The 23,134-nt window shown below is 70.2% G+C and carries 19 protein-coding genes; 16 read left to right on the forward strand and 3 right to left on the reverse strand.

All coding sequences use genetic code 11. From position 1 onward, the window contains the following. The first annotated feature begins 26 nt into the window (after positions 1-26). The 3 genes from ACZ6TV_RS42730 (at position 27) to topA (ending at position 4,862) form a co-directional block, all read left to right on the forward strand. Positions 27-569 carry a hypothetical protein gene (locus ACZ6TV_RS42730; protein WP_465305020.1) on the forward strand — a complete coding sequence of 181 codons (543 nt, stop codon included), beginning with the start codon at positions 27-29 and terminating at the stop codon, positions 567-569. Further along, complete coding sequence (locus ACZ6TV_RS42735; RefSeq protein ID WP_465305022.1) at positions 560-1,795, forward strand: hypothetical protein; 1,236 nt, start codon at positions 560-562, stop codon at positions 1,793-1,795. The genes ACZ6TV_RS42730 and ACZ6TV_RS42735 overlap by 10 nt, the downstream gene beginning before the upstream one ends. A 253-nt stretch (positions 1,796-2,048) precedes the next feature. Beyond that, a complete protein-coding gene (topA, locus tag ACZ6TV_RS42740; protein WP_465305024.1) occupies positions 2,049-4,862 on the forward strand; it encodes a type I DNA topoisomerase in 2,814 nt (937 codons plus the stop codon). A 92-nt stretch (positions 4,863-4,954) separates the two neighbouring features. Here topA and ACZ6TV_RS42745 read toward each other — a convergent pair whose 3' ends face one another. Further along, complete coding sequence (locus tag ACZ6TV_RS42745; protein ID WP_465305026.1) at positions 4,955-6,247, reverse strand: D-arabinono-1,4-lactone oxidase; 1,293 nt, start codon at positions 6,245-6,247, stop codon at positions 4,955-4,957. Between the two features lie 225 nt (positions 6,248-6,472). Between ACZ6TV_RS42745 and ACZ6TV_RS42750 the strand changes: the two genes are divergently transcribed. The 10 genes from ACZ6TV_RS42750 to nadC all read left to right on the forward strand — a co-directional run bounded on the left by ACZ6TV_RS42750 (position 6,473) and on the right by nadC (position 15,685). After that, positions 6,473-7,018, forward strand: coding sequence for a TetR/AcrR family transcriptional regulator (locus ACZ6TV_RS42750; protein WP_465305028.1), 546 nt, complete (start codon positions 6,473-6,475; stop codon positions 7,016-7,018). 165 nt (positions 7,019-7,183) lie between these two features. Beyond that, positions 7,184-8,137 (forward strand): Rossmann-like and DUF2520 domain-containing protein, encoded by a 954-nt coding sequence (locus tag ACZ6TV_RS42755; RefSeq protein WP_465305030.1) that lies wholly within the window; start codon positions 7,184-7,186, stop codon positions 8,135-8,137. Continuing rightward, on the forward strand, positions 8,134-8,946 hold the full coding sequence (panC, locus tag ACZ6TV_RS42760) for a pantoate--beta-alanine ligase (protein WP_465305032.1): 813 nt from the start codon (positions 8,134-8,136) through the stop codon (positions 8,944-8,946). The genes ACZ6TV_RS42755 and panC overlap by 4 nt, the downstream gene beginning before the upstream one ends. After that, complete coding sequence (gene panD, locus ACZ6TV_RS42765; RefSeq protein ID WP_465305034.1) at positions 8,943-9,365, forward strand: aspartate 1-decarboxylase; 423 nt, start codon at positions 8,943-8,945, stop codon at positions 9,363-9,365. The genes panC and panD overlap by 4 nt, the downstream gene beginning before the upstream one ends. Before the next feature lie 18 nt (positions 9,366-9,383). Then, positions 9,384-10,301: a septum formation family protein gene (locus ACZ6TV_RS42770; protein ID WP_465305036.1), complete on the forward strand. Its 918-nt coding sequence runs from the start codon at positions 9,384-9,386 to the stop codon at positions 10,299-10,301. A gap of 97 nt (positions 10,302-10,398) precedes the next feature. Continuing rightward, complete coding sequence (locus tag ACZ6TV_RS42775) at positions 10,399-11,310, forward strand: septum formation family protein (protein WP_465305038.1); 912 nt, start codon at positions 10,399-10,401, stop codon at positions 11,308-11,310. Between the two features lie 50 nt (positions 11,311-11,360). Next, entirely contained in the window at positions 11,361-12,251 is an 891-nt protein-coding gene (locus ACZ6TV_RS42780) for a septum formation family protein (RefSeq protein ID WP_465305040.1), read from the forward strand. A 41-nt stretch (positions 12,252-12,292) separates the two neighbouring features. Next, on the forward strand, positions 12,293-13,138 hold the full coding sequence (locus ACZ6TV_RS42785; protein ID WP_465305042.1) for a hypothetical protein: 846 nt from the start codon (positions 12,293-12,295) through the stop codon (positions 13,136-13,138). 46 nt (positions 13,139-13,184) lie between these two features. Further along, complete coding sequence (locus ACZ6TV_RS42790) at positions 13,185-14,810, forward strand: L-aspartate oxidase (protein WP_465305044.1); 1,626 nt, start codon at positions 13,185-13,187, stop codon at positions 14,808-14,810. Further along, positions 14,807-15,685: a carboxylating nicotinate-nucleotide diphosphorylase gene (gene nadC, locus ACZ6TV_RS42795; RefSeq protein ID WP_465305046.1), complete on the forward strand. Its 879-nt coding sequence runs from the start codon at positions 14,807-14,809 to the stop codon at positions 15,683-15,685. The genes ACZ6TV_RS42790 and nadC overlap by 4 nt, the downstream gene beginning before the upstream one ends. 76 nt (positions 15,686-15,761) lie before the next feature. Here nadC and ACZ6TV_RS42800 read toward each other — a convergent pair whose 3' ends face one another. Next, positions 15,762-17,696, reverse strand: a complete 1,935-nt coding sequence (locus ACZ6TV_RS42800; protein ID WP_465305048.1) for a hypothetical protein — start codon at positions 17,694-17,696, stop codon at positions 15,762-15,764. Positions 17,697-17,761: 65 nt separating this feature from the next. Between ACZ6TV_RS42800 and ACZ6TV_RS42805 the strand changes: the two genes are divergently transcribed. Further along, positions 17,762-18,526, forward strand: coding sequence for a type III pantothenate kinase (locus tag ACZ6TV_RS42805; protein ID WP_465305050.1), 765 nt, complete (start codon positions 17,762-17,764; stop codon positions 18,524-18,526). Here ACZ6TV_RS42805 and ACZ6TV_RS42810 read toward each other — a convergent pair. Further along, complete coding sequence (locus ACZ6TV_RS42810) at positions 18,523-19,224, reverse strand: class I SAM-dependent methyltransferase (RefSeq protein ID WP_465305052.1); 702 nt, start codon at positions 19,222-19,224, stop codon at positions 18,523-18,525. The genes ACZ6TV_RS42805 and ACZ6TV_RS42810 overlap by 4 nt on opposite strands. A 424-nt stretch (positions 19,225-19,648) precedes the next feature. Here ACZ6TV_RS42810 and ACZ6TV_RS42815 point away from each other — a divergent pair, with 424 nt between their 5' ends. Together ACZ6TV_RS42815 and ACZ6TV_RS42820 are read left to right on the forward strand one after the other, a co-directional pair. Continuing rightward, positions 19,649-20,005 (forward strand): histone-like nucleoid-structuring protein Lsr2, encoded by a 357-nt coding sequence (locus ACZ6TV_RS42815; protein ID WP_354781570.1) that lies wholly within the window; start codon positions 19,649-19,651, stop codon positions 20,003-20,005. 398 nt (positions 20,006-20,403) lie between these two features. Further along, entirely contained in the window at positions 20,404-22,941 is a 2,538-nt protein-coding gene (locus ACZ6TV_RS42820; RefSeq protein ID WP_465305054.1) for an ATP-dependent Clp protease ATP-binding subunit, read from the forward strand. The last annotated feature ends 193 nt before the right edge of the window (positions 22,942-23,134 follow it).

Genomic DNA, 23,134 nt, shown 5'->3' on the forward strand with positions numbered 1-23,134 from the left:
AGACGATCGGTTCTAGGCTTCCATTCATGCACATCCGCCTCGTCGCCACCGGCCTCCTTTTCGTCCTCGTTTCGGCGGGAACGGGTGGCTGCGGCGCTGACGGTGCCGGCGACGTGGCGCCGAAGGTGTGGGCGCAGCAGGTGTGCACGGCGCTCGCCCCCTGGCGGGCCGAGATCTCCGACCTGACGACGAAGGCCCAGCAGCAGCTCCAGGCGGCGAAAACCGCCGCGCAGACCAAGACCAACATCGTGGACCTGCTCGCCGGGGCCGAGACCGCCAGTGAGAAGGCCAGGCTCGGCATCAGCGGCGCTGGTGTACCGGACGTCTCCGGCGGCGACAAGGTGGCGCAGCAGTTCACCGCCTCGCTGTCGAAGGCCCGCGACGCGTATGGCAACGCGAAGCGCTCGGTCGAGGGGCTGCCGACCGCTGACGCGAAGGCGTTCTACGGCTCGGTCGGGACGGCGTTCGCGGTCCTCAAGGAGGAATACGAGCAGAGCGCCATCGACCCGAAGCACGTCGGCCAGAAGGATCTGCAGAAGGCCTTCAGCGAGGTGCCCGAGTGTCGGTGACGCCGGCCCGGAGCCGGCAACTGTCGCTGTTCGGGGTCGAGGCGCGCCCGCCGACCCCCATGGACCTCGAGGGTCTGCTGGCCGGCGCGGGCGAGGTCGGCCGGATGGGCGGCACCGCGAAGGTGTCCATCGAGGTCGAGGACGCTTGGCGGGCCGACGTCCTGCGCGCCGAGTGTGAGCAGCGGGGGCTGGTCGTGGCCAGCGAGCCGACCGGGGTCGAGGACCGGTGGACGGTCCGGACCGCGTATGCCGCGCTGCTGGCCCCTCTCGCGGCCCGCTGGCTGGACGGCACCGCGAAAGTTTCCCCGCCGGACCTGGTCCTCGACGGCCGGCGGCTGCGGCTCTGGGTGGCGGCTGCGGGCTCGTGGGACGGCCAGCGCGCCTACCTGCTCCGCCTGGCCCCGAGCCGCCCCTGCCCACCGGAGGACGAGGACGCGCCCGGCGGCGATGCGGGCGACATTTCGGAAATGTCCGGCGGGAGAAAGAGGCTGGACGAGACCGGGGAACTGGGCGAGAGCGGCGAGCCGGGCGACAGCGGAAGCCAGGGCCGGAATGGAAGGCCAGGCGGGAACGGAAGCCCGGGCGAGGGCAGGAAGCTCGGCGAGGGCGGCGAGCCAGGGGAAAGCGGCGAGCTGAGGGAAAGCGGCGAGCCAGGTGGGACCGGGGAACTGGGCCGTAGCGGGGAGCTGGACCGAAACGGGAAGCCGGGCGGGAGTGGAAGGCGGACCGGGGACCCGGGGGAGAGCGGCGACCCGGGCGAAGGTGGAGAGCTGGGCGAAGACGACGCGCCGGTGAGTCCCCGGGGAAAGCCGAAGAAGAAGGCCACTCCATTGATCTCCGCGTTCGACCCGGGCCCCGTCGACCTGGGTGTCGAGGTCGAGGACTGGATCGACGACGTTCGCGACGAATGGCCCGACTCGGGCGTCGCCGACCTGCCGACCGTCACCCTCGACCCGGTGGCCGAACCGGTCAACGAACGCGAAAGCGACGAAAACGACCAGGCGGAAAACGACAAAGACGACGAAAACGCCATCGACCGCCAGGTTGCCGACAACTGGGTTGCCGTCGGGGACGCCTTGGCCGCCGCGGGGCTGATCGCCGTGTTCGTCGGTCCCAAAGCTGGCGGACCCGCGTACCGCATCGTGGGACTCCGCCGTGTGACCCGCCTCGCGGAACTCGTCGGCGAGCCGCCCGCCGGGGCGCCGCACGCGAGCTGGCCGAGGTGAGCGCCGGGTAGGCTGACCCCGCGACGCGCAGTGTGATCCCGCCCGCCTGACGGGTCACCGGCAGTCGACAAAGCGTGACAAATACGGCAGCCGATGCGACACGATCGCAAGATCGGGCAGGTAGCGCTTCTGCTTGGGTGTACCGTGGCGCCGATCGGCGTGTCGCAAGCCGACCGCCGGGTATCGCTTTGCGCAACTCGGCGCGTAGGCGCGCGTTACGTTTGACACATGTCCGTCCGCACCGGGGAGAGCTGTGCCGAACTCCGCCAATACGAAGCGGCTGGTGATCGTCGAGTCGCCGGCGAAGGCCAAGACGATTTCGGGCTATCTGGGCCCGAATTACGTCGTTGAGGCGAGCTTCGGCCACGTCCGTGACCTGCCCGTGGGCAAGAAGGACATGCCCGAGGACCTGAAGAGCAAGCCGTGGGCCTATCTCGGTGTCGACGTCGACAACGATTTCACCCCGGTCTATGTCATCTCGGCCGACCGGCGCAAGCAGATCACCAGGCTCAAGGAGCTGCTGAAGACCGCCAGCGAGGTCTACCTCGCCACAGATGAGGACCGCGAGGGCGAGGCCATCGCCTGGCACCTCTTCGAGACCTTGAAGCCGAAGGTCCCGGTCAAGCGGATGGTCTTCCACGAGATCACCCGGCCGGCGATCCAGGCCGCCGTCGCCAACCCGCGGGAGATCAACCGCTCGCTGGTCGACGCGCAGGAGGCCCGCCGCATCCTCGACCGGCTGTATGGCTACGACCTGTCCACCGTGCTGTGGAAGAAGGTCCAGGGCGGCCTGTCCGCCGGCCGCGTGCAGTCGGTCGCGACCCGCATCGTGGTCGAGCGCGAGCGGCAGCGGATGAAGTTCCGCGCCGCCGACTACTGGGACATCCTGGCCAAGCTGCTGCCCGACGGTGACGAGCGCACGTTCAACGCGACGCTGCTCGCGCTCGACGGCGACCGGGTCGCCACCGGCCGCGACTTCGACCCGGAGACCGGCCAGGTCCGGCCGAACGCCGGCGTCATCCATCTCGACGAGCCGGCCGCCCGTGGCCTCGCCGCCCGCCTGGAAGGACGGCCGTTCACGGTCACCCGGGTCGAGGAGAAGCCCTACCGGCGCAAGCCGGCCGCGCCGTTCATCACCTCGACGCTGCAGCAGGAGGGCTCCCGCAAGCTGCGGCTGTCCAGCGCGCAAACCATGCGGATCGCCCAGCGGCTGTATGAGAACGGCTACATCACCTATATGCGAACCGACTCGGTGAACCTGTCCGAGGCCGCGATCGCCGCCGCCCGCCAGCAGATCCTCGACCTGTATGGGCCGAGTGCCGTGCCGCCGCAGCCCCGCCGGTACACCGGCAAGGTCAAGAACGCGCAGGAGGCGCACGAGGCCATCCGCCCGGCCGGTGACAGCTTCCGCACCCCGGGCGACGTGGCCAAGGAGCTCAGCGCCGAGGAGCTGCGGCTCTACGAGTTGATCTGGCAGCGCACGATCGCCTCGCAGATGACGGACGCGGTCGGCAACAGCACCTCCGTCCGGATCAACGCGACCACCCCGGCGAACGAGTCGGTCGACTTCAGCGCGAGCGGCAAGACGATCACCGATCCCGGCTTCCTGCGGGCGTACGTCGAATCCTCCGACGACGAGAACGCGGAGGCCGAAGACGCCGAACGGCGCCTGCCGGTGCTGGTCAAGGGCCAGTCGCTGACCGAGAAGGGGCTCACCCCGACCGGTCACACCACCCAGCCGCCGGCCCGCTACACGGAAGCGTCGCTGGTCAAGGCGATGGAGGAGCTCGGCATCGGCCGCCCCTCCACGTATGCCTCGATCATGGAGACGATCAACAACCGCGGTTACGTGTTCAAGCGCGGCCAGGCGCTGATCCCGTCGTTCCTGGCGTTCGCCGTCGTGGGGCTGCTGGAGAAGCACTTCCCGCGCCTGGTCGACTACGACTTCACCGCGTCGATGGAAAACGTCCTCGACGAGATCGCCAACGGCGACGAGAGCGCCGTGGACTTCCTGCGCCCGTTCTACTTCGGTGGCGACACGGGCGACGAAGGGTCGGTGCCCCGCCAAGGCGGGCTGAAGCGCATGGTCACCGAGCGGCTGGGCGAGATCGACGCCCGCGGGATCAACTCGATCCCGCTGTTCCGTGACGAGGCCAACCGCGACGTCGTCGTGCGCGTCGGGCGGTACGGCCCGTATCTGCAGCGCTTCCTCGCCGACCAGCCCGAGGGCGACGAAGGCGACCGGGCGACGGTCCCGGACGGTCTCGCGCCGGACGAGCTGACCCCGGAGAAGGTCGCCGAGCTGTTCGTCGGCGGCGCCAGCGGCGAGCGCAAGCTCGGCGAGCACCCGGAGACCGGCGAGCCGATCGTGCTGAAGTCGGGCCGCTACGGGCCCTACGTGTCCACGGGCGAGAAGAACTCCTCGCTGCTGTCCACGCAGTCGCCGGAGCACCTGACCCTCGAAGAGGCGTTGCAGCTGCTGACCCTGCCGAGGACCGTCGGCAAGGACGCCGAGGGCGCGGACATCATCGCGTCGCCCGGCCGGTATGGCCCGTACATCAAGCGCGGCACCGACACGAGGTCGCTGGAGAACGAGGGTCAGCTCTTCACGGTCACCCTCGAAGAGGCGCTGCGGCTGCTGGAGCAGCCGAAGACGCGTGGGCGGGCCGCGGCGAAGCCGCCGCTGCGCGAGATGGGCCCCGACCCGGCGACCGAGAAGCCCCTGGTCATCAAGGACGGGCGCTTCGGTCCGTACGTGACGGACGGCGAGTTCAACGCGTCGCTGCGGCGCAACCAGACGGTCGAGGCGCTCACCATCGACGAGGCGAGCGAGATGCTGGCCGAGAAGCGGGCCAAGGGTCCGGCGCCGAAGAAGGCCAGGCCCGCTAAGAAGACGACCGAGGGCGCGGCGAAGAAGACGACGGCCGCGAAGAAGACCACGGCCGCGAAGAAGACGACCACCGCGGCGAAGAAGACCACCACGGCGGCGAAGAAGGCGACCCCGGCCAAGAAGGCGGCGCCGAAGAAGGCCACCTCGGCGAAGAAGGCGACCCCGCCCGGGGAGTGACGCAGGTTGACCTTGGGCGATCCGATCGCCCAAGGTCAACGCGCACTAAGAGTCCAGGTCGACGCGCGCCAAGAGTCCAAGGTCAACACGTGCTAAGCGCCGAGGACGCGGTCGGTGTAGGCGTTGGCGAAGAGGCGGCCGGGGTCGAGCTTGTCGCGCAGCGCGGTGAAGTCGCCGAAGCGCGGATAGGCCGTGGCCAGCGACTCGGCGTCGCGGAAGTTCATCTTGCCCCAGTGCGGCCGGCCACCGAGCGGCGTGGTGACGGCCTCGAAACGCCGGAAGTACTCCTCGAACGGCGCGCCGACGTACTGGTGGATCGCGATGTAGGCGCTGTCCCGCCCGTGCCCATGCGAGAGCCAGATGTCGTCGGCGGCGGTGAACCGCACCTCCACCGGGAACTGGATCTTGTACGGCAGGCCGGCGACCACCGACCGCAGCCCGTCGAACGCCTCCCGGAGCGCCTCGCGGGGCAGCCCGTACTCCATCTCGACGAACCGGACCCGGCGCGGCGTGCAGAACACCTCGTGGGACGACGCCGTGTAGGTGCGCGCCGACAGCGCCCGGGCCGAGACGCGGCTGATCGCCGGGACCGCGGACGGTATCGCCCGGCCGATCCGGCACGCGCCGCCGAACACCGTGTTGGACAGGAAGTCGTCGTCGAGCCAGCGCCGCCAACCGGCCAAGGGGCGGTCCGACGACGGCACGATGTTGTTGCGCTTCATCTGGACCCGGTCGGTGTAGGGGAACCAGTAGAACTCGAAGTGATCGTTCGAGGCGATGTGGTCCTCGAGGCCCGACCAGACGTCCGACAGCGGCGCCGGGCGCTCGTCGGCCCGCAGCGTGAACGCCGGCACGCAGCGCAGGGTCACCTCGGTGAGCACGCCGAGCGCGCCGATGTTGACCCGGGCGGCGGCGAACAGGTCGGGTCGCGAGTCCGCCGAGCAGCGCACGGCCGTCCCGTCGGCGGTGACGAGCTCGAGGGCCTCGACGAAGGTCGAAAGACATCCATAGGCGGCGCCGGTTCCGTGTGTACCGGTGGAGAGCGCCCCGGAGATCGTCTGCGCGTCGATGTCGCCGAGATTGGGCATCGCCAGGCCGTGCGCCGCGAGGGTCGCGTTGAGCGTGGCCAGCTTCATGCCCGCCTGGACGGTCACCAGGTCACCCTCCACCCGGACGAGTGACGCCATCCGGTCGAGCTCGACCCGGACCCCGTCCGTCAGAGCGGTGGGCGTGAAGGAGTGCCCGGAGCCGACGGCCTTGACCTTGAGCCCCTCTGCGGCCGCGCCGCTGAGCTCGGAGGCCAGCTCAGCGGTGGTCGAGGGGTGCGCGACACGCGCCGCCCGAGCGGTCTGGTTGCCGGCCCAGTTGGCCCACGGAGAAGTCACGAAACCTGAGTACCCTTCACGTATGCCTGTCGTCAATGACCCGATGAATCACAAGAGTGAAATGGGCTATCCGCCGATCCCACCCGCTCGTTGACGTGAGTAGGTTTCAGAGGGACGAGCTTTGAGGGGGACTGCCGGGTGGCGACGCAGACAGTGGCCAGTGCCGGGACCAAGCCACTGCGCCGGGTTCCGGTGCAGGGGCGCAGTGTGGCACGGGTCGGGCGGATGCTCGACGCATGCGCCGAGCTCGTCGATGAGGTGGGCTATGACGGGCTGACCACGACGCTGCTCGCGGAGCGGGCGGGAGTGGCGATCGGCTCGGTCTACCAGTTCTTCCCCGACAAGCGGGCCATCGTGCAGGCGCTCACGCTCCGCAGCCTGGAGGGTTACCTGGAGCGCCTCGGCACCCGGGTGACCGAGGAAGACATCTCGCACTGGTGGGACGCCGTCGACGCGGCCATCGACGAGTACATCGACATGCACCGCACGGTGCCGGGCTTCCGGACGCTGCACTTCGGTGACGTCGTGGACATCCACCTGCTCGACGACGAGCGGGACAACAACGACGTCATCGTGTCGCAGCTCGCGGCGCTGCTCATCGGCCGCTTCGGCATCGTGGACGCCGAGCGGCTGCAGTTCGTGCTGGCGATCGCCGTCGAGGCCGCCGACGCGCTGATCAAGATGGCATTCCGGCGCTCGCCGGACGGCGACGCGGTCGTGCTCGGCGAGGCGAAGGCGCTGATCAAGGACTACCTGCACCACCGCCTCTGACGACGTCTTCAGACCCTTTATCGGCTGTTCACAGGGCCGGTAAAGGGTCTGAAACCTCGTGTTGACAATCCCACACGACCTGTCCGCTTTGCCCGCCACGGCGCATACTCGTGATCGACCGGTACCCCAATTTCGAGGACTGGATCCGCCACGATGAACAGCGCCATGAGCAGGCAAAACATCGGCATCATCGGTGCCGGGCGAGTAGGTGCGGTGCTCGGCGCCGCGCTCGTGCGAGCCGGCCACCGGGTGATCGCCGCGGTCGGCGTCTCGGCCGCCTCCAAGTCCCGCGCGGAGCAGCTGCTCCCGGGCGTCGCGCTCCTCCCCGCCGACCAGGTCGCCGCCTCCGCCGACCTCGTGCTGCTGGCGGTCCCCGACGACGTGCTCGCCGGCCTGGTCAACGGCCTGGTCGAGACCGGCGCGCTGCGCCCCGGCCAGATCGTCGCGCACACCTCCGGCGCCCACGGCCTCGCCGTCCTCGCGCCCGTCATGACCGTCGGCGTGCGCCCCCTGGCCCTGCACCCGGCGATGACGTTCACCGGCACCGCCGTGGACCTGGGCCGGCTCGCCGGCGGGGTCTCGTTCGGCGTCACCGCCCCCGACGACCTGCGTGACCTCGCCGCCTCCCTCGTCGCCGACCTCGGCGGCCAGGTCGAGTGGATCGCCGAGGAGCGCCGCCCGCTCTACCACGCGGCCCTGGCGCACGGCGCCAACCACCTCGCCACGCTGGTCAACGAGGCGCTCGACCGGCTCCGCGACGCCGGGGTCCAGCACCCGGAGCAGGTCCTCGCCCCGCTGCTGGGCGCCTCGCTGGACAACTCGCTGCGCCTCGGCGACGCCGCCATCACCGGCCCGGTGGTCCGCGGCGACGCCGGCACGGTCGCCAAGCACCTCAAGGCCCTCGACGAGGTCGCGCCCGAGTCGGTGCCGCCCTACCTGGCGCTCGCCCGGCGCACCGCCGACCGGGTCATCGCCGCCGGCCGCCTCCGCCCGATCGACGCCGTGCCGCTGCTCGACGTCCTGAGCACCGCCGCGGCACCCAGTACGCCGGCCGCCCCGGTGGTCGGGGCACAGCGCGGCGGACGCCGGAAGGCCAAGGGCACCGGGGGCAAGGCGTGAACGTCGTCGAGACCCGCGAGCAGCTCGCCGGAGCCCGCGCCGCGGCCAGCGGCACCGTCGCCGTGGTCATGACCATGGGCGCCCTGCACGACGGGCACGCGGAGCTCATCCGCGCCGCGCGCGCCGAAGCCGGCACGGTCCTGCTGACGATCTTCGTGAATCCCCTGCAGTTCGCGCCGGGCGAGGACTTCGACCGCTACCCGCGCACCCTGGAAGCCGATCTCGCGATCGCCGAGGCGGCCGGGGTGGACATCGCGTTCACGCCCACCCGCGAGGTGATGTATCCGCAGGGTGAGCCGTCCGTCCGGGTGGACCCGGGCCCGGCCGGCAACGAGCTGGAGGGCGCCAGCCGCCCCGGGTTCTTCCACGGCGTGCTGACCGTGGTCAACAAGCTGTTCCAGCTGACCCGCCCCGACGTCGCGTATTTCGGGGAGAAGGACTACCAGCAGCTCGGCATGATCCGGGCGATGGTCCGCGACTTCGACCTGCCCATCGACGTGCGGGGCGTGCCGACGGTGCGGGAGCCCGACGGCCTCGCCCTTTCCAGCCGCAACCGCTACCTCGCCCCGGCGGAGCGGCGCGCGGCGCTGGTGCTGTCCAGGGCGCTGCGTGCCGGAGCGGCAGCGGCAAACCCGGTCGAGGCGGGGCTTGCCGAGTTCGCCACCGAGCCCGAGGTCAAGCTCGACTACCTCGTCCTGACCGACCCGATGCTCGGGCCCGCGCCCGCGCACGGTCCGGCCCGGCTGCTGACCGCGGCCTGGGTCGGCGGCACCCGCCTCATCGACAACATCGCATTGGAACTGCCGTGATCCGCACGATGCTCAAGTCCAAGATCCACCGCGCCACTGTCACGCAGGCAGATCTGCACTACGTCGGTTCGGTAACGGTTGACGAGGATCTGATGGACGCCGCGGACCTCCTCGCCGGCGAGCAGGTCGCGATCGTGGACGTCACGAACGGCGCCCGGCTGGAGACCTACGTGATCGCCGGCCCCCGTGGCAGCGGCGTGATCGGGATCAACGGCGCCGCCGCGCACCTGGTACACCCCGGTGACCTCGTCATCTTGATCTCCTACGCGCAGCTCGACGACGCGACCGCCAGGACCTACCAGCCGCGGGTCGTGCACGTCGACGGCACCAACGCAATCATCGAACTCGGTCACGATCCGGCCGATGCCATACCGGGTATGGTGGGCGAACCCGTGAGGGGAGACCTTCTCCGGGCGTAATGCTCCTGGGGAGGTGCGGTGCGGCGCGCGGTCGTGCTGGTCGTGGCGGTGGCGGCGCTGCTCGGCGCCTGCACGCCGCCGACACCGGCGGGCACCGACCGCGATCTGGTCAACGGCTGGCCGATGCTGCCGACCGCGGTGCTGATCGAGCCGACCGCCCCCGCCTGCTATCCGCTGTCCGCCGGCACCGCCAGCGCCGACGTCACCACCTGGCCGGCGCCGGTCGCCTGCACCGAGCCGCACGAGGTCGAGCTGATCGCCGTCGGCAAGTTCACCGGCGCCGACGCCGAGCGGTCCACGCCGCCGATCGCCGGCAGTCCGGCCCTGCGCGGGGCGTACACCCGCTGCGCCGCCGACGCGAAGACCCTGCTCGGCGCGGACTGGCGCACCGGTCGGGTGTCGCTGAGCGTCGACCTGCCGAGCCCGCTGCTGTGGGACGCCGGGGCCCGCTGGTTCCGCTGCGACCTGCAGGCGCTGCAGGACGTCGACCGCTTCAGCGTCGCGACCCGGACCACGTCGATGCGCGGCACGCTCAACCCCGACGGCGGTGAGCTGCTCATCGGGTGTGTGAAAGTCACCACCAAGCCCGGCGGCGCCACCGACGCCATCGACAGGATCTACGCGGCCCAGTGCACCGTCCCGCACGAGGGTGAATTCGCCGGGATCTACGAGCCGCCCGAAGGGGACTATCCGGCCGACAGCGAGGCGCGCAGCGCCACCAACCTGGCCGGATGCCGTCCCGTCGTGGCACGCTACGTCGACGTGCCCGACGACGTGAACTTCCGCTCCCGTACAGGGCAGGTGACGATGCCCTACGACAAGACGGCGTGGGAGCTCGGCAACCGCGGGGTCCGCTGTTTCGCGTGGCCACCGAAGCCGGTGAAGACCTCCTTGCGGGGCGCGGGTACAAAAGGTCTACCGATCACGATCGCCTAGATGATGTCCTAGATCTTGCAGTTGGACCGGGTTGCCAACCACATTGATCATTGGCACACTGCACCCGCGCTGTGTGCGCCGGGGGAGGGGTTGGACCATGGTGCGTTTCCGACGGCTCATGATGGCGGTGGCGCCCGTTGCCGCTGTCGCGCTGCTCGCGGGGTGTTCGACGCCCGCAGGCGTCGACAAGAACCTCGTCGACGAGTGGGCCATGCTCGCCGCGCCGAAGGTCCCCGTGCCGCCCGTCGGGTCGTGCTATGACAGCTCCGTGCCGTTCTTCGACACGGACACCCTCACGATCTTCTCCTTCACGGCCGCCGCCTCCTGCACGACCGCGCACATCAGCGAGACGTTCTACGTCGGCGAGCTCAGCGGCTCCGCCGCCGGCGCGTCCTCGCCGCCGAAGGGCGCGGACCTCAAGGACGCCTGGACCAAGTGCAACACCGAGGCGCAGACCTTCCTCGGCGGCGACTATCACGACGCCCGCCTCGAGCTGATCGTGCTCGTGCCGTCCGCGACGCAGTGGACCGGCGGCGGGCGCTATTTCCGCTGTGACCTGGCCGAGATCCAGAGCGACGCCGGCAAGCCCGTCAGCCGCACCAGCAGCCTCAAGGGCGGCCTCACCGGCGACAAGCCGGTCGCGCTGACCTGCGCCCAGGAGACCTACGAGGCCGACGGCAAGACGTGGAAGGACTACGAGCCCACCGCGTGCACGGCCACCCACAACATGGAATACGTCGGCACGTACACGGCCGGGGAGCGGGCCTTCCCCAAGACCGCCGACGAGCGCCGCGCCGCGATGCGCACCGGTTGTGAGGCCCTCGGCGCCAAGTATCTCGGCATGACCCAGTCCACCTTGGACAACCACCAGGAGGTCGGCATCGGCTTCTGGATGGTCGACGAGGAGAACTGGCTGCGCGGCAACCGCTCCGCCCGCTGCTACGCGATGCTCTACGACAAGAAGAGCACCATCCGCTCGCTGAAGGGCCTCGGCACCGGGAAGATTTGACCGCTTCTGCGAGACTGTGGTCCCGTGCTACGAGGTGAGGGTGTGCTCGGATGAAGCGGTGGACCGTCGGGCTGTCCGTGTCATTGGTGCTGTTCGCCGCTGGCTGCGGTAATCCGGCGGGCACGGACGGCGACCTGCTCAACGGCTGGGCCGCGATGTCCGCGCCGACCGTGCCGAAGCCGGCCGCCGGGGAGTGCTGGACCTATTCGGGTGACGCCGACAAGCTCGTCGTCGGGCCCGACCTGGTCAAGGTCGAGTGCGGCCAGCCGCACGCCAGCGAGACCTTCCACGTCGGCGAGTTCACCGGGTCCATGGGCGAGCGCACGACGGTGCCCACCGGCGCCGACCTCACCGACGCCTTCGCCGCCTGCCAGTCCGCGGCCAACGACTTCCTCGGCGGCGACTGGCACGACGGCAAGCTGGTCATGCGGATCCTGCCGCCGTCGGAGAAGCAGTGGAAGGGCGACGCCCGCTACTACCGGTGCGACCTGATCGAGGTCTCCGACGACACGTACACGATCTCGCCCCGCACCAGCGGCCTGAAGGACACGCTGCGCGGCAACCGGCCGGTCGAGATCGGCTGCGTCAAGGTCGCGACCGACAGCGGCGGCGGCATCGAGGACTTCATCCCGACCAAGTGCGACACGCTGCACAACGGCGAATACACCGGCACGTTCTACTCGCCGGACGCGCGGCCCTACCCGAGCGACGCCACGGCCCGCCGGTCGCTGCTGCAGCCGGGCTGCAAGACGATCGTCGCGCGGTTCCTCGGCCTCACCGACGCCCAGTTCGACGACAACAAGCAGATCTCCTTCGCCTGGTCGACCGCGACCCCGGCCCGGTGGAACTACGGCGACCGCACCGCCCGCTGCTACCTCATGCTCGAGGGCAAGCTGTCGGTCGGCCGCTCGCTGCGCGCGAACGGTAACGTTCCGATCTGAGGTGGTGACGTTACCGGCTGGTAATGGCACACTGCTTCCTCATGAAACGGGTCGTTCTGATCGTCGTCGTGCTCGCCCTCATCGGGGGCGGCGCCTACTGGCTGCTGCGCGACGGCGACCGGAAGATCCCGGACGCCGCGCCCGCCGCGGCGCCGAAGGTCGGCTCCTGCTGGACGGTCGACGCGGCCGGCGCGAAGGCCGCGTTCCCGTGGGCCGGCGGGGGCGTCGACTGCGCCGCCGCGCACACCGTCGAGGTGTTCCACGTCGGCCAGGCCGGCAAAGACCTGCTGCACCGCCTCGACGACGCCAAGGGCGAGGACGTCAAGATCACCCAGAACCTCCTGTACGCCCAGGCCCGCCGCGCCTGCGTCGTGGAGGGCACCGCCTTCCTCGGCGGCAACTGGCACGAGTCGCGGGTCCAGATCCTCGCCTCCTGGATCGCCCCGGCCACCGACGGCTTCTTCGGCTGCGCGGTCGCCCCCGTCACCGGCCCGGCAGGTGACGAGTTCACGACACGCGAGGGCAGCCTGGCCAAGGCCGGGTCGACGCTGCCGATCGCCTGCATCTCGTCGCTGAAGTACGTCGAATGCACAGCCCCCCACGACGGCGAGTACTCCGGCAGCTACTCGATCGCCCCGATGGACGCGCCGTTCGACGAGACCGCGGTGCGCAACGCGTCGGCGAAGGGCTGCACCACCGTCGGCCTGCGGTACCTGGGCCTGTCGGAGACCGGCGACCGGGCCGACCTCTCCTCGGCCGCCGTCGGGCCCAAGACCGGCTCCGACTGGCTCGGCAGCGACCAGACCTTCGCGTGCTACCTGATGAGCGCCAAGCCCCTGAAGGCGTCGATTGCGAAGCTCGGCGCCGGGCCCCTGCCGTTCGCGTGATTCACGGCACGGCGCGCGATGCCGTCTTGTGATGTTGACTGGAGTGATGGAGCTGCCCGTTCTGCCGCGCCGACTCGCCGGGCCCCAGCCGGGGTGGGCCGAGCCGACCGACGTCGTCGTGATCGGCTCCGGCGTCGCCGGGCTGACCGCCGCCCTGCACCTGCGCGAGGCCGGCCTGCACGTCACCGTCGTCACGAAGGTCAACATCGATGACGGCTCGACCCGCTGGGCCCAGGGCGGCATCGCCGCGGTCCTCGACCCGCTCGACACCCCCGAGGCGCACGCACAGGACACGCTCGTCGCCGGCGTCGGCCTGTGCGACGCCGACGCGGTCGACGTCCTGGTCCGCGAGGGCCCGACCCGCGTCCGCGAGCTGATCCGCTGGGGCGCTGAGTTCGACCGCCACAACGACGGCTCCCTGATGCTGACCCGGGAGGGCGGTCACCACGCCAACCGGATCATCCACGCCGGCGGCGACGCGACCGGCGCCGAGGTCCAGCGGGCCCTGCACGCCGCGGTGCACCGCGACCCGTGGATCCGGCTCATCGAGCACGCCCTGGTCCTCGACCTGCTGACCGACGCGTCCGGCCGGGCCTGCGGGGTCACCCTGCACGTCCTCGGCGAGGGCGCGGAGGACGGCGTCGGCGCGGTGCTCGCCCGCGCGGTCGTCCTCGCCACCGGGGGCATGGGCCAGATCTACTCGGCCACCACCAACCCGATCGTCTCCACCGGCGACGGGGTCGCGCTCGCCCTGCGCGCCGGGGCCGCCGTCACCGACATCGAGTTCGTCCAGTTCCACCCGACCGCGCTCGCGCTCAACAACCGCGACTCGCAGCAGCCGCTGGTCAGCGAGGCGTTGCGCGGCGAAGGGGCCTACCTGCGCGACGGCGACGGCAACCGCTTCATGGTCGGCCGGCACGAGCTCGCCGAGCTCGCCCCCCGCGACGTGGTCGCCAAGGGCATCTACCGGGTCATGCGGGCCGAGGGCACGCAGAACGTCTGGCTCGACGCCCGCCACCTGGGCCGGGAGTTCCTCGAGGGGCGCTTCCCGACGATCGTCGCGTCCTGCCGGGCGGCCGGCGTCGACCCGGCCGCGGACCTGATCCCAGTCTCGCCCGCCGCCCACTACGCCTCCGGCGGGGTCCGCACCGACCTGTTCGGCCGCACCTCGATCGCCGGCCTCTACGCCTGCGGTGAGGTCGCCTGTACCGGCGTCCACGGCGCCAACCGGCTCGCCTCCAACTCCCTGCTGGAGGGGCTCGTCTTCTCCCGCCGGATCGCCGAGGACATCGCCCACGACCTGCCCGCGCAGGCCGACCCCGTCACCGCCGACCTGCCGTCGTGGACCGCCGACCCCGCGCTGCGCGCCCCCTTGCAGGCGGCCATGTCGGCGCACGCGTCGGTGCTGCGCAGCGCCGAGTCGCTCGACCAGGCGGCGCAGGCGCTCACCAAGCTCGCCCTCGACCGCGCCGCGCCCGGCCTGGCCGGCTGGGAGGCGACCAACCTGCTCACCGTCGCGACCGCCCTCGTCGGCGCCGCCGACCTTCGCCAGGAGACCCGCGGCTGCCACTGGCGCGAGGACTTCCCGGACGCCAGCGACGTGTTCCGCGGCCACTTCCTGGCCGACCTGTCCGACACCGGCACCCTGACCGAGACGTGGGAGGACGCGTGAAGCTGTCGACCGAGGCGCTGCTGCGGAAGGTCGGGCTCGACCCGGTCGCCGTGGACGAGATCGTCGAGCGGACCCTGACCGAGGACCTCGGCCCCGATCGCCTCGACGTGACGAGCGTGGCCACCATCCCCGCCACCCAGACGGACTCCGCGGAGCTGGTCGCGCGCGCCGACGGCGTGGTGGCCGGCCTGGCCGTGGCCGCCGCCGTGTTCGAGGCCGTCTCCCCGGCCGTCGACGTGTCGATCCACGCCGTCGACGGTTCGTTCGTCGTCCGCGGTACCGTCCTCGCCACCGTCACCGGACCCACCCGGGACCTGCTGACGGCCGAGCGGTCCGCGCTCAACCTGCTGTGCCGTATGTCCGGCGTCGCCACCCACACCCGCCAGTGGGCCGACCTGCTCGACGGCACCCATGCCCTGGTCCTGGACACCCGCAAGACCACGCCGGGGCTGCGCATCCTGGAGAAGTACGCGGTCCGCGCCGGCGGCGGCACCAACAAGCGCATGGGCCTCTACGACGTCGCCATGATCAAGGACAACCACAAGCTCGCGGCCGGCGGCATCTCCGCCGCGTACGAGCGGGTCCGCGCGGCGTTCCCCGACGTGCCCGTGCAGGTCGAGGTCACCACGGTCGGCGAGGCCGTCGAGGCGGTCACCGCCGGGGCGACCTTCCTGCTGCTGGACAACATGACGCCGGACCTGCTGCGGGAGGTCGTGGCGGCGGTCGGCGGGCGGGCCGAGCTGGAGGCCACCGGCGGCCTGACCCTGGCGACGGCGGCGGAATACGCGGCGACCGGGGTCGACTACCTGTCGGTCGGTGCCCTGACGCACTCCTCGCCGATCCTGGACATCGCCATGGACCTCCGCACGCACTGAGGCTTCAGCCCGGGCTCCGGTCCGGGCTCCGGTCCGGACTTCGGTCCGGACTTCGGTCCGGACTTCGGTCCGGGTTTCAGTTCGGGAAGGCGACCGCCACGACGGCGCTGTAGCGCTGGACCCGCCACGCCGGCGGGACCATCTTGGTGCAGCGCTCGACCGTGGCGGCGCAGATGATCGCCTGCACCGACGAGACCGGTGCGGGCGGTGCGGTCGGGATCACCGACTCGACCGCGACGAGCTCGACGTCCGGCAGCGAGATCTGGAACTGGTACTCCCACAGGTCGCCGTCCATCACCAGGCCGACCCGCCGGACGCCGCTGGCCCGGATCTCGTCGATCGCCTGCTGGTAGGGCACGGCCTGCTCCGGCAGCCGGGCGAAGCGCTCCTCCCAGTCCGTGAGGGTGAACACGGAGCCCTGGCCGATGAGGCGTCTGGGCTGCCCGTACGCGACGGAGACCCCACCGGCGGCGAACGCCGCGACCAGCACGAGCACCATCGCGGTGGCCGCGGCCTTATGGGTGCGCAGCCGATCGGCCCAGTAGCCGGTGAGTGGCGCGCCGACGGCGAACGCGGGCAGGATCAGCCGGTTGCCCCAGTCCTGCCACTTGACGACGGCGGCGGTCAGGATGAACGCGCCGAGCACGGTCACCGCGTAGGCCCGCACCAGCGGGGGCAGCCTGCGCCAGACCAGCGCGGCGGCGAGGGCGGCCAGGATCAGCGCGGCCTGGATCGGATAGGGCGAGCGGTCTTCGTCGGGCTTCCATCGCGTACCGGGGAAGACGCTCCGCCACTGGGTGATCTTCGGATCGTTGGGGTCCACGTTCACCAGGTGCGCGATGCCGATGACCGCGTCGCTGACCACGTTGTTGACCGCTGGGACCGGCGTGGTGAGCGTGGAGGCGGCCAGTCGCAGACCGTTGACCAGGACGGCGGGCGGGTCCTTGCGCTCGGTGGAGAGCGCGGCGCTGTAGCCGGGCGGGCCGAGCGGCGAGCCGAACGCGTCGTTGACCCGCAGCAGCGCCGGCCCGGCGAGGACGACCAGCCCGGCGATGACGACCAGCCCCGCGCCGACGGTCCGCAGGAACGGGCGCGCCGGTCGCGGCTCCTCCTGCCCCGGCTCGCCGTCCTGGGCCGCCTGGGGCTCCTGGCGCAGCTGGGCGATCCCCCAGAAGACGAGGACCGGGGCAAGGGCCATGAGGCCGGTCGACTTGGTGACGGCGGTGAGGCCGGCGACCGCGGCGAGGGACAGCACGTCGCCGGTCGTCGAGACGCGGCGGACGCCGTCGAGGGCGAGCGTGGCGGCGCAGACCACCCACGCCGTGACGACCAGGTCGTTCTGGGTGCTGGTGGACTCCAGGGCGACCGCCGGAGCGGTGAGGAACACGGCGGCGGCGATCAGCTGCCCGAGCCGGCCGGCGCCGAGCTGGGCGGCGCAGCGGGAGATGGCGAGCGCGCCGAGCAGCCCGGCACCCCACTGCAGCAGGTTGAACAGGGCGTCGTCGCCGGTCAGCAGGCGGGCCTGGAGCAGCAGGTATTCGGCGCCGGGGACCAGGATGATCTGCTGGTTCTGCACCGTGGGGTAAGGGTCGAGGTCACCGTCGGCGATCCAGTGCTCGATCTTCGTCAGGTGGTAGTGATTCGAGTCGAAGTTGTTCGGGGAGGACGCCGCCGCCAGGACGAGCTCTGCCAGTACCAACACCGCAATTGCGACAAGAATCACTTTGTCCCAATTTTGCAGGACATAGCTCTTCGGGCGGTGCAGGTGGTGCCTCGCGAAGAAGGCGGACACGCCCGCGAAAACCAGCCAGTAGACGATCACCGGCCAGGTCCCGATCCACCCTGCGAGGGACAACAGCTCGACGAAGACGACCGTGACACCTGCCACGGTGGCCGCCGCCCGGATCACCGCCTGTCGGGCGTCCAGGCTGCCAGGACGCATCGCGAACGCGGTGAACACCAGCGCCGCCAGCGGGAGCAGCGCGAGCAGCGTGCGAGCCGTCGGCATCATGGGAACCGGATCGTAGATGACCAGGCTCACCTCGCCAATGGCGGGCCTTTCGTTAGGCTCACCGCGTGCTGCTGTGCATCGACATCGGAAACACCAACACGGTGCTCGCTACGTTCGAGGGCGAGAAGCTGGTCCACTCGTGGCGGATCAAGACCGACGCGCGGGCCACCGCCGACGAGCTCGGCCTGCTCTACCGCGGGCTGCTGGCCACGGACGCCGTGTCGCTGACCGGGATCGCGGCCTGCTCGACGGTGCCGGCGGCGCTGCGGTCACTGCGCACGATGCTGCAGCGGTACTACCCGGGCGTGCCCACCGTGATCGTCGAGCCCGGCGTGCGCACCGGGGTACAGCTGGCGATCGACAATCCGAAAGAGGTCGGCACCGACCGGGTGGCCAACACGCTCGCGGCCTTCACGCTCTTCGGCGGTCCGTCGATCGTCGTGGACTTCGGCACGTCGACCAACTTCGACGTCGTGTCCGCGCGCGGTGAGTTCCTCGGCGGCGTCCTCGCACCCGGCATCGAGATCTCCGTCGACGCACTGGCCGCCCGCGCCGCCCAGCTGCGCAAGGTCGAGCTGGTCAAGCCGCCGCGGGTGATCGGCAAGAACACGGTGGAGTGCCTGCAGTCCGGCGTCGTGTATGGCTTCGCCGGGCAGGTCGACGGCATCGTGCGCGGGGTGACCGCGGAGCTGGGCGGCGCGGTGAAGGCCGTCGTCGCGACAGGCGGCCTGGCCCCGATCGTGATCGGCGAATGCGCCACGGTCACACATCACGAGCCGATGCTCACCCTGATCGGGCTCCGGCTGATCTTCGACCGTAACCGCGGCTAGCGTCTGCGGCCGATGTACGCATAAGTCACGTACGGCAGTTCGAACGTTTCCGTCCGGGGCAGGACTTCCTTGAGCCTGCCCTCGAGCCGCCGGCGGGCCTCCGGGTCGGCGACCAGGTAATAGCTGCGCGACTTGACCAGCTCGAGGAACGACTCGGCGGTGTGCGTGGTGCTCCACTCGAACGTCTTGCATTCCACCTCGCCGAACAGCGGGCCGAAGCTGTCCACCGCTGTCTCGTCGAAGGCGTCGCGCTCGCGGGCGCCGTCGAAGAGAGTCGAAGATTCCGCCACCCACGGGATTCGCTCGTCGCGAATATTCCAGATTGGGACAAATCGCCCATTTGGCTTCAGAACGCGTGCGATCTCCTGGTGGGCCGGCTCGCCGTAGAACCAGTGGTAGGCCTGTCCCGCGGTGACGACGTCGACGGCCTGGTCCTCCAGAGGGATGTGGGTGGCGTCGCCCTTGCGGGCATTGCCGGGGATCTTGGCGCGCATCTTGTCGTCGGGTTCGATCGCCGTAACGGTGTGACCCAGGTCAAGAAGTTGCCTGGTCAGGATGCCTGTGCCCGCCCCGAGGTCGCAGATCTGCGACGTTTCGGGTATCGACCATTCCAGTGCCGCGCGCGGGTAGCGGGGGCGGATGCGGTCGTACAGGTCGGCGGCCGCTCCGAACGAGGAGGCGTGTGCTGCGAAATCCACACCGCCAAAACTACCGAATGTTCGGTAACTAGGTCGCGACGAAAATCACGCATGTTGCAGTTGTGCAAGGAGATGCTGTGCCGGTCATTCGTCACACATAGCAATGCGTCGGACACGGATTTGCGTCGGCGTATCGCCGGACCCATTCGCCGTGCGGCCCTTCCCCGGCGCTGCCTCGGGGTTTGCCCGTGCGCCGGGGACTATCCGCGTGCGTTGCGGCACGCAATGCCATCGGGCTCGGGGCGTGTGATGGGAATCGATCGTGTTGTGGCGGCGCCTGGGCCGCCCGGCATTCGGGAAACGAAGCCCGTTTCCACTGCTGCGGTCCCGGTAGTTTCAGCGTACCGTTGACGAGGTAGTCCCTGATTGCGTTATCTTTGCATTCGCACAACGCGGGGCGGACTTCCTCGAAGGGAATACGACAGTGGCCAAGCGGACCATCCACGTGCTGGTCGACGACATCGACGGCGGGGACGCCGACGAGACCGTGAAGTTCGCGCTGGACGGCGTTCAGTATGAGATCGATCTCTCGAAGAAGAACGCGACGAAGCTGCGTGACGCGTTCGGGCCCTTCCTGGGCGCGGCCACCAAGGTCGGCCGGGGTGGCGTGGTGGTCGGAGGGCGCGCCGCCAGCGCCCGTGGGCGGGGTGGTGCCGCCGCGGACCGCGAGCAGAACAAGGCGATTCGGGAATGGGCCCAGAACAAGGGCATCAAGGTCTCCGACCGGGGTCGCATCAAGCAGGAAATCGTGGACCGCTTCAACGCCGAGGCCGGTCGTTAGCGCCTGCTGACCGTTTTCGGCCCGAGTGGTCGTTTTGGGGTTCCTTCAGTGCCGCCCACCCACCGTAGCCGAATCGCTACGGTGGGTGACTTGCATCAGGCGTCGATTTCGCTCTCGGCGTACGGGCCTGCCGTGCGGAACAAGGCGGCGGACGCTCGCGTTGGGCAAAAGCACCGGGTACACGCGTTCCCGGCGGGTAGACAAGTACCACGCAACGACTCCGACATGGTCCGATGGTGGGGTGCGGCAATGGCGCACACCCGCAATGTGTCGGCCTACGGCGATAGAGTGATGGCACGGTCACGTTGGCGTCCGACAGAGCTTCGGCGTGGCGACCCCCCGAGGGGGGTTCCGCGGCAGGGGCGGCGGCGACGGACACGGCACGTGAAGGAGCAGGGATGTTCGAGCGGTTCACCGACCGAGCACGACGGGTTGTCGTCCTGGCGCAGGAAGAAGCCCGGATGCTCAACCACAACTACATCGGCACCGAGCACATCCTGCTCGGCCTCATCCACGAGGGTGAGGGCGTGGCGGCCAAGGCGCTTGAGAGCCTCGGCATCTCGCTGGAGGGTGTCCGCCAGCAGGTCGAGGAGATCATCGGCCAGGGGCAGCAGGCGCCGAGCGGGCACATCCCGTTCACGCCACGCGCCAAGAAGGTGCTGGAGCTGTCCCTCCGCGAGGCGCTGCAGCTCGGGCACAACTACATCGGCACGGAGCACATCCTGCTGGGTCTGATCCGCGAGGGTGAGGGCGTCGCCGCCCAGGTCCTCGTGAAGCTCGGCGCCGACCTCAACCGGGTCCGCCAGCAGGTCATCCAGCTGCTCTCCGGCTACCAGGGCAAAGAGCCGGCCGCCGCCGGCACCGGCGCCCCCGGCGAGGCCGCTCCGTCGACCAGCCTGGTGCTCGACCAGTTCGGTCGTAATCTCACCCAGGCCGCCCGCGAGGGCAAACTCGACCCGGTCATCGGGCGCGAGAAGGAAATCGAGCGGGTCATGCAGGTCCTGTCCCGCCGCACCAAGAACAACCCGGTGCTCATCGGCGAGCCAGGTGTCGGCAAGACGGCCGTGGTCGAGGGCCTGTCCCAGCGGATCATCAAGGGCGAGGTGCCCGAGACGCTCAAGGACAAGCAGCTCTACACGCTCGACCTCGGTGCCCTCGTCGCCGGCTCGCGTTACCGCGGTGACTTCGAGGAGCGGCTGAAGAAGGTCCTCAAGGAGATCCGCACCCGCGGCGACATCATCCTGTTCATCGACGAGATCCACACCCTCGTGGGTGCGGGTGCCGCCGAGGGCGCGATCGACGCCGCCTCGATCCTCAAGCCGATGCTGGCCCGTGGCGAGCTCCAGACCATCGGTGCGACCACCCTCGACGAATACCGCAAGCACCTCGAGAAGGACGCCGCGCTCGAGCGCCGCTTCCAGCCGATCCAGGTGGGTGAGCCGTCGCTGGCGCACACCATCGAGATCCTCAAGGGCCTGCGCGACCGTTATGAGGCGCACCACCGGGTGACGATCACCGACGCCGCCCTGGTCGCCGCCGCGACGCTGGCCGACCGCTACATCTCCGACCGCTTCCTGCCGGACAAGGCGATCGACCTGATCGACGAGGCCGGGGCGCGGATGCGCATCCGCCGGATGACCGCGCCGCCAGACCTGCGTGACTTCGACGAGCGCATCGCCCAGGTGCGCCGCGACAAGGAGTCCGCGATCGACGCACAGGACTTCGAGCGTGCCGCGCAGCTGCGCGACAAGGAGAAGCAGCTGCTCGGCCAGAAGGCGCAGCGCGAGAAGGAGTGGAAGGCCGGCGACCTCGACGTCGTGTCCGAGGTCGACGACGAGCAGATCGCCGAAGTCCTGGCGAACTGGACCGGCATCCCGGTCTACAAGCTGACCGAGGAGGAGACCGCTCGGCTCCTGCGCATGGAGGACGAGCTGCACAAGCGCCTCGTCGGCCAGGACGACGCGGTCAAGGCGGTCTCGAAGGCCATCCGGCGCACCCGGGCCGGCCTGAAGGACCCGAAGCGCCCGTCCGGCTCGTTCATCTTCGCCGGCCCGTCCGGCGTCGGGAAGACGGAGCTGTCCAAGGCGCTCGCCGAGTTCCTCTTCGGCTCCGAGGACGCGCTGATCCAGCTCGACATGTCGGAGTTCCACGACCGGTATACGGTGTCCCGCCTCGTCGGCGCGCCCCCCGGATACGTGGGCTACGACGAGGGTGGCCAGCTGACCGAGAAGGTCCGCCGGCGGCCGTTCTCGGTGGTCCTCTTCGACGAGATCGAGAAGGCCCACCCGGACGTCTTCAACACGCTCCTGCAGATCCTGGAAGACGGCCGTCTCACCGACGGTCAGGGCCGCATCGTGGACTTCAAGAACACGGTGATCATCCTGACCACCAACCTGGGCACTCGCGACGTGGCCAAGGCCGTGTCCCTGGGCTTCCAGGCGTCGGAGGACAACGACTCCAACTACGAGCGGATGAAGCAGAAGGTCAACGACGAGCTGAAGCAGCACTTCCGCCCGGAGTTCCTCAACCGCATCGACGACACGATCGTCTTCCACCAGCTCGCGCAGGACCAGATCCTGGGCATCGTGGACCTGATGATCGCCCGCATCGAGTCCCAGCTCCGCAACAAGGACATGGGCCTCGAGCTGACCGACAACGCCAAGAAGTTCCTGGCCAACAAGGGCTATGACCCGGTCCTGGGCGCCCGGCCGCTGCGCCGGACGATCCAGCGGGAGATCGAGGACTCGCTCTCCGAGCGCATCCTGTTCAACGAGCTCCGCCCGGGCCAGATCGTCGTCATCGACTGCGAAGGCGACCCGGCCCAGTTCGAGAAGGCCAAGCTGGTCTTCAACGGCGCCGACCGGCCGGGCGACGTCCCGGACGGCGTGCCCGCCGAGCTGACCAAGGGCGGCTCCGCCGAGGAGTCCGCGGCCTAACCAGGCAAGGCACGACGAGAGGCCCCCGACCGGTGCGGTCGGGGGCCTTTCGCGTTCTCCGGCTCTGCGCCGCGCGCACGTCGTCCGCTTTGCGTCGTGCCTAGTACGGCAGCCGCCGTTCGGGATCATGGCTGAAGCTCGGCGCTGAGTCGTCGTGCGTAGTGGGAGCGGCGGGCTCGGGCTTGGTGGCGGC

This window comes from Dactylosporangium sp. NPDC051087 (assembly GCF_055586325.1).

Excerpts from the sequence above, each read along its gene's own strand:
- ACZ6TV_RS42730 (WP_465305020.1), top strand. The coding sequence starts at position 27 with ATGCACATCCGCCTCGTCGCCACCGGCCTCCTTTTCGTCCTCGTTTCG.
- ACZ6TV_RS42750 (WP_465305028.1), top strand. The coding sequence starts at position 6,473 with ATGCTCGACGCATGCGCCGAGCTCGTCGATGAGGTGGGCTATGACGGG.
- ACZ6TV_RS42755 (WP_465305030.1), top strand. The coding sequence starts at position 7,184 with ATGAGCAGGCAAAACATCGGCATCATCGGTGCCGGGCGAGTAGGTGCG.
- ACZ6TV_RS42775 (WP_465305038.1), top strand. The coding sequence starts at position 10,399 with ATGGTGCGTTTCCGACGGCTCATGATGGCGGTGGCGCCCGTTGCCGCT.
- ACZ6TV_RS42780 (WP_465305040.1), top strand. The coding sequence starts at position 11,361 with ATGAAGCGGTGGACCGTCGGGCTGTCCGTGTCATTGGTGCTGTTCGCC.
- ACZ6TV_RS42785 (WP_465305042.1), top strand. The coding sequence starts at position 12,293 with ATGAAACGGGTCGTTCTGATCGTCGTCGTGCTCGCCCTCATCGGGGGC.
- ACZ6TV_RS42790 (WP_465305044.1), top strand. The coding sequence starts at position 13,185 with ATGGAGCTGCCCGTTCTGCCGCGCCGACTCGCCGGGCCCCAGCCGGGG.
- ACZ6TV_RS42800 (WP_465305048.1), bottom strand. The coding sequence starts at position 17,696 with ATGATGCCGACGGCTCGCACGCTGCTCGCGCTGCTCCCGCTGGCGGCG.
- ACZ6TV_RS42820 (WP_465305054.1), top strand. The coding sequence starts at position 20,404 with ATGTTCGAGCGGTTCACCGACCGAGCACGACGGGTTGTCGTCCTGGCG.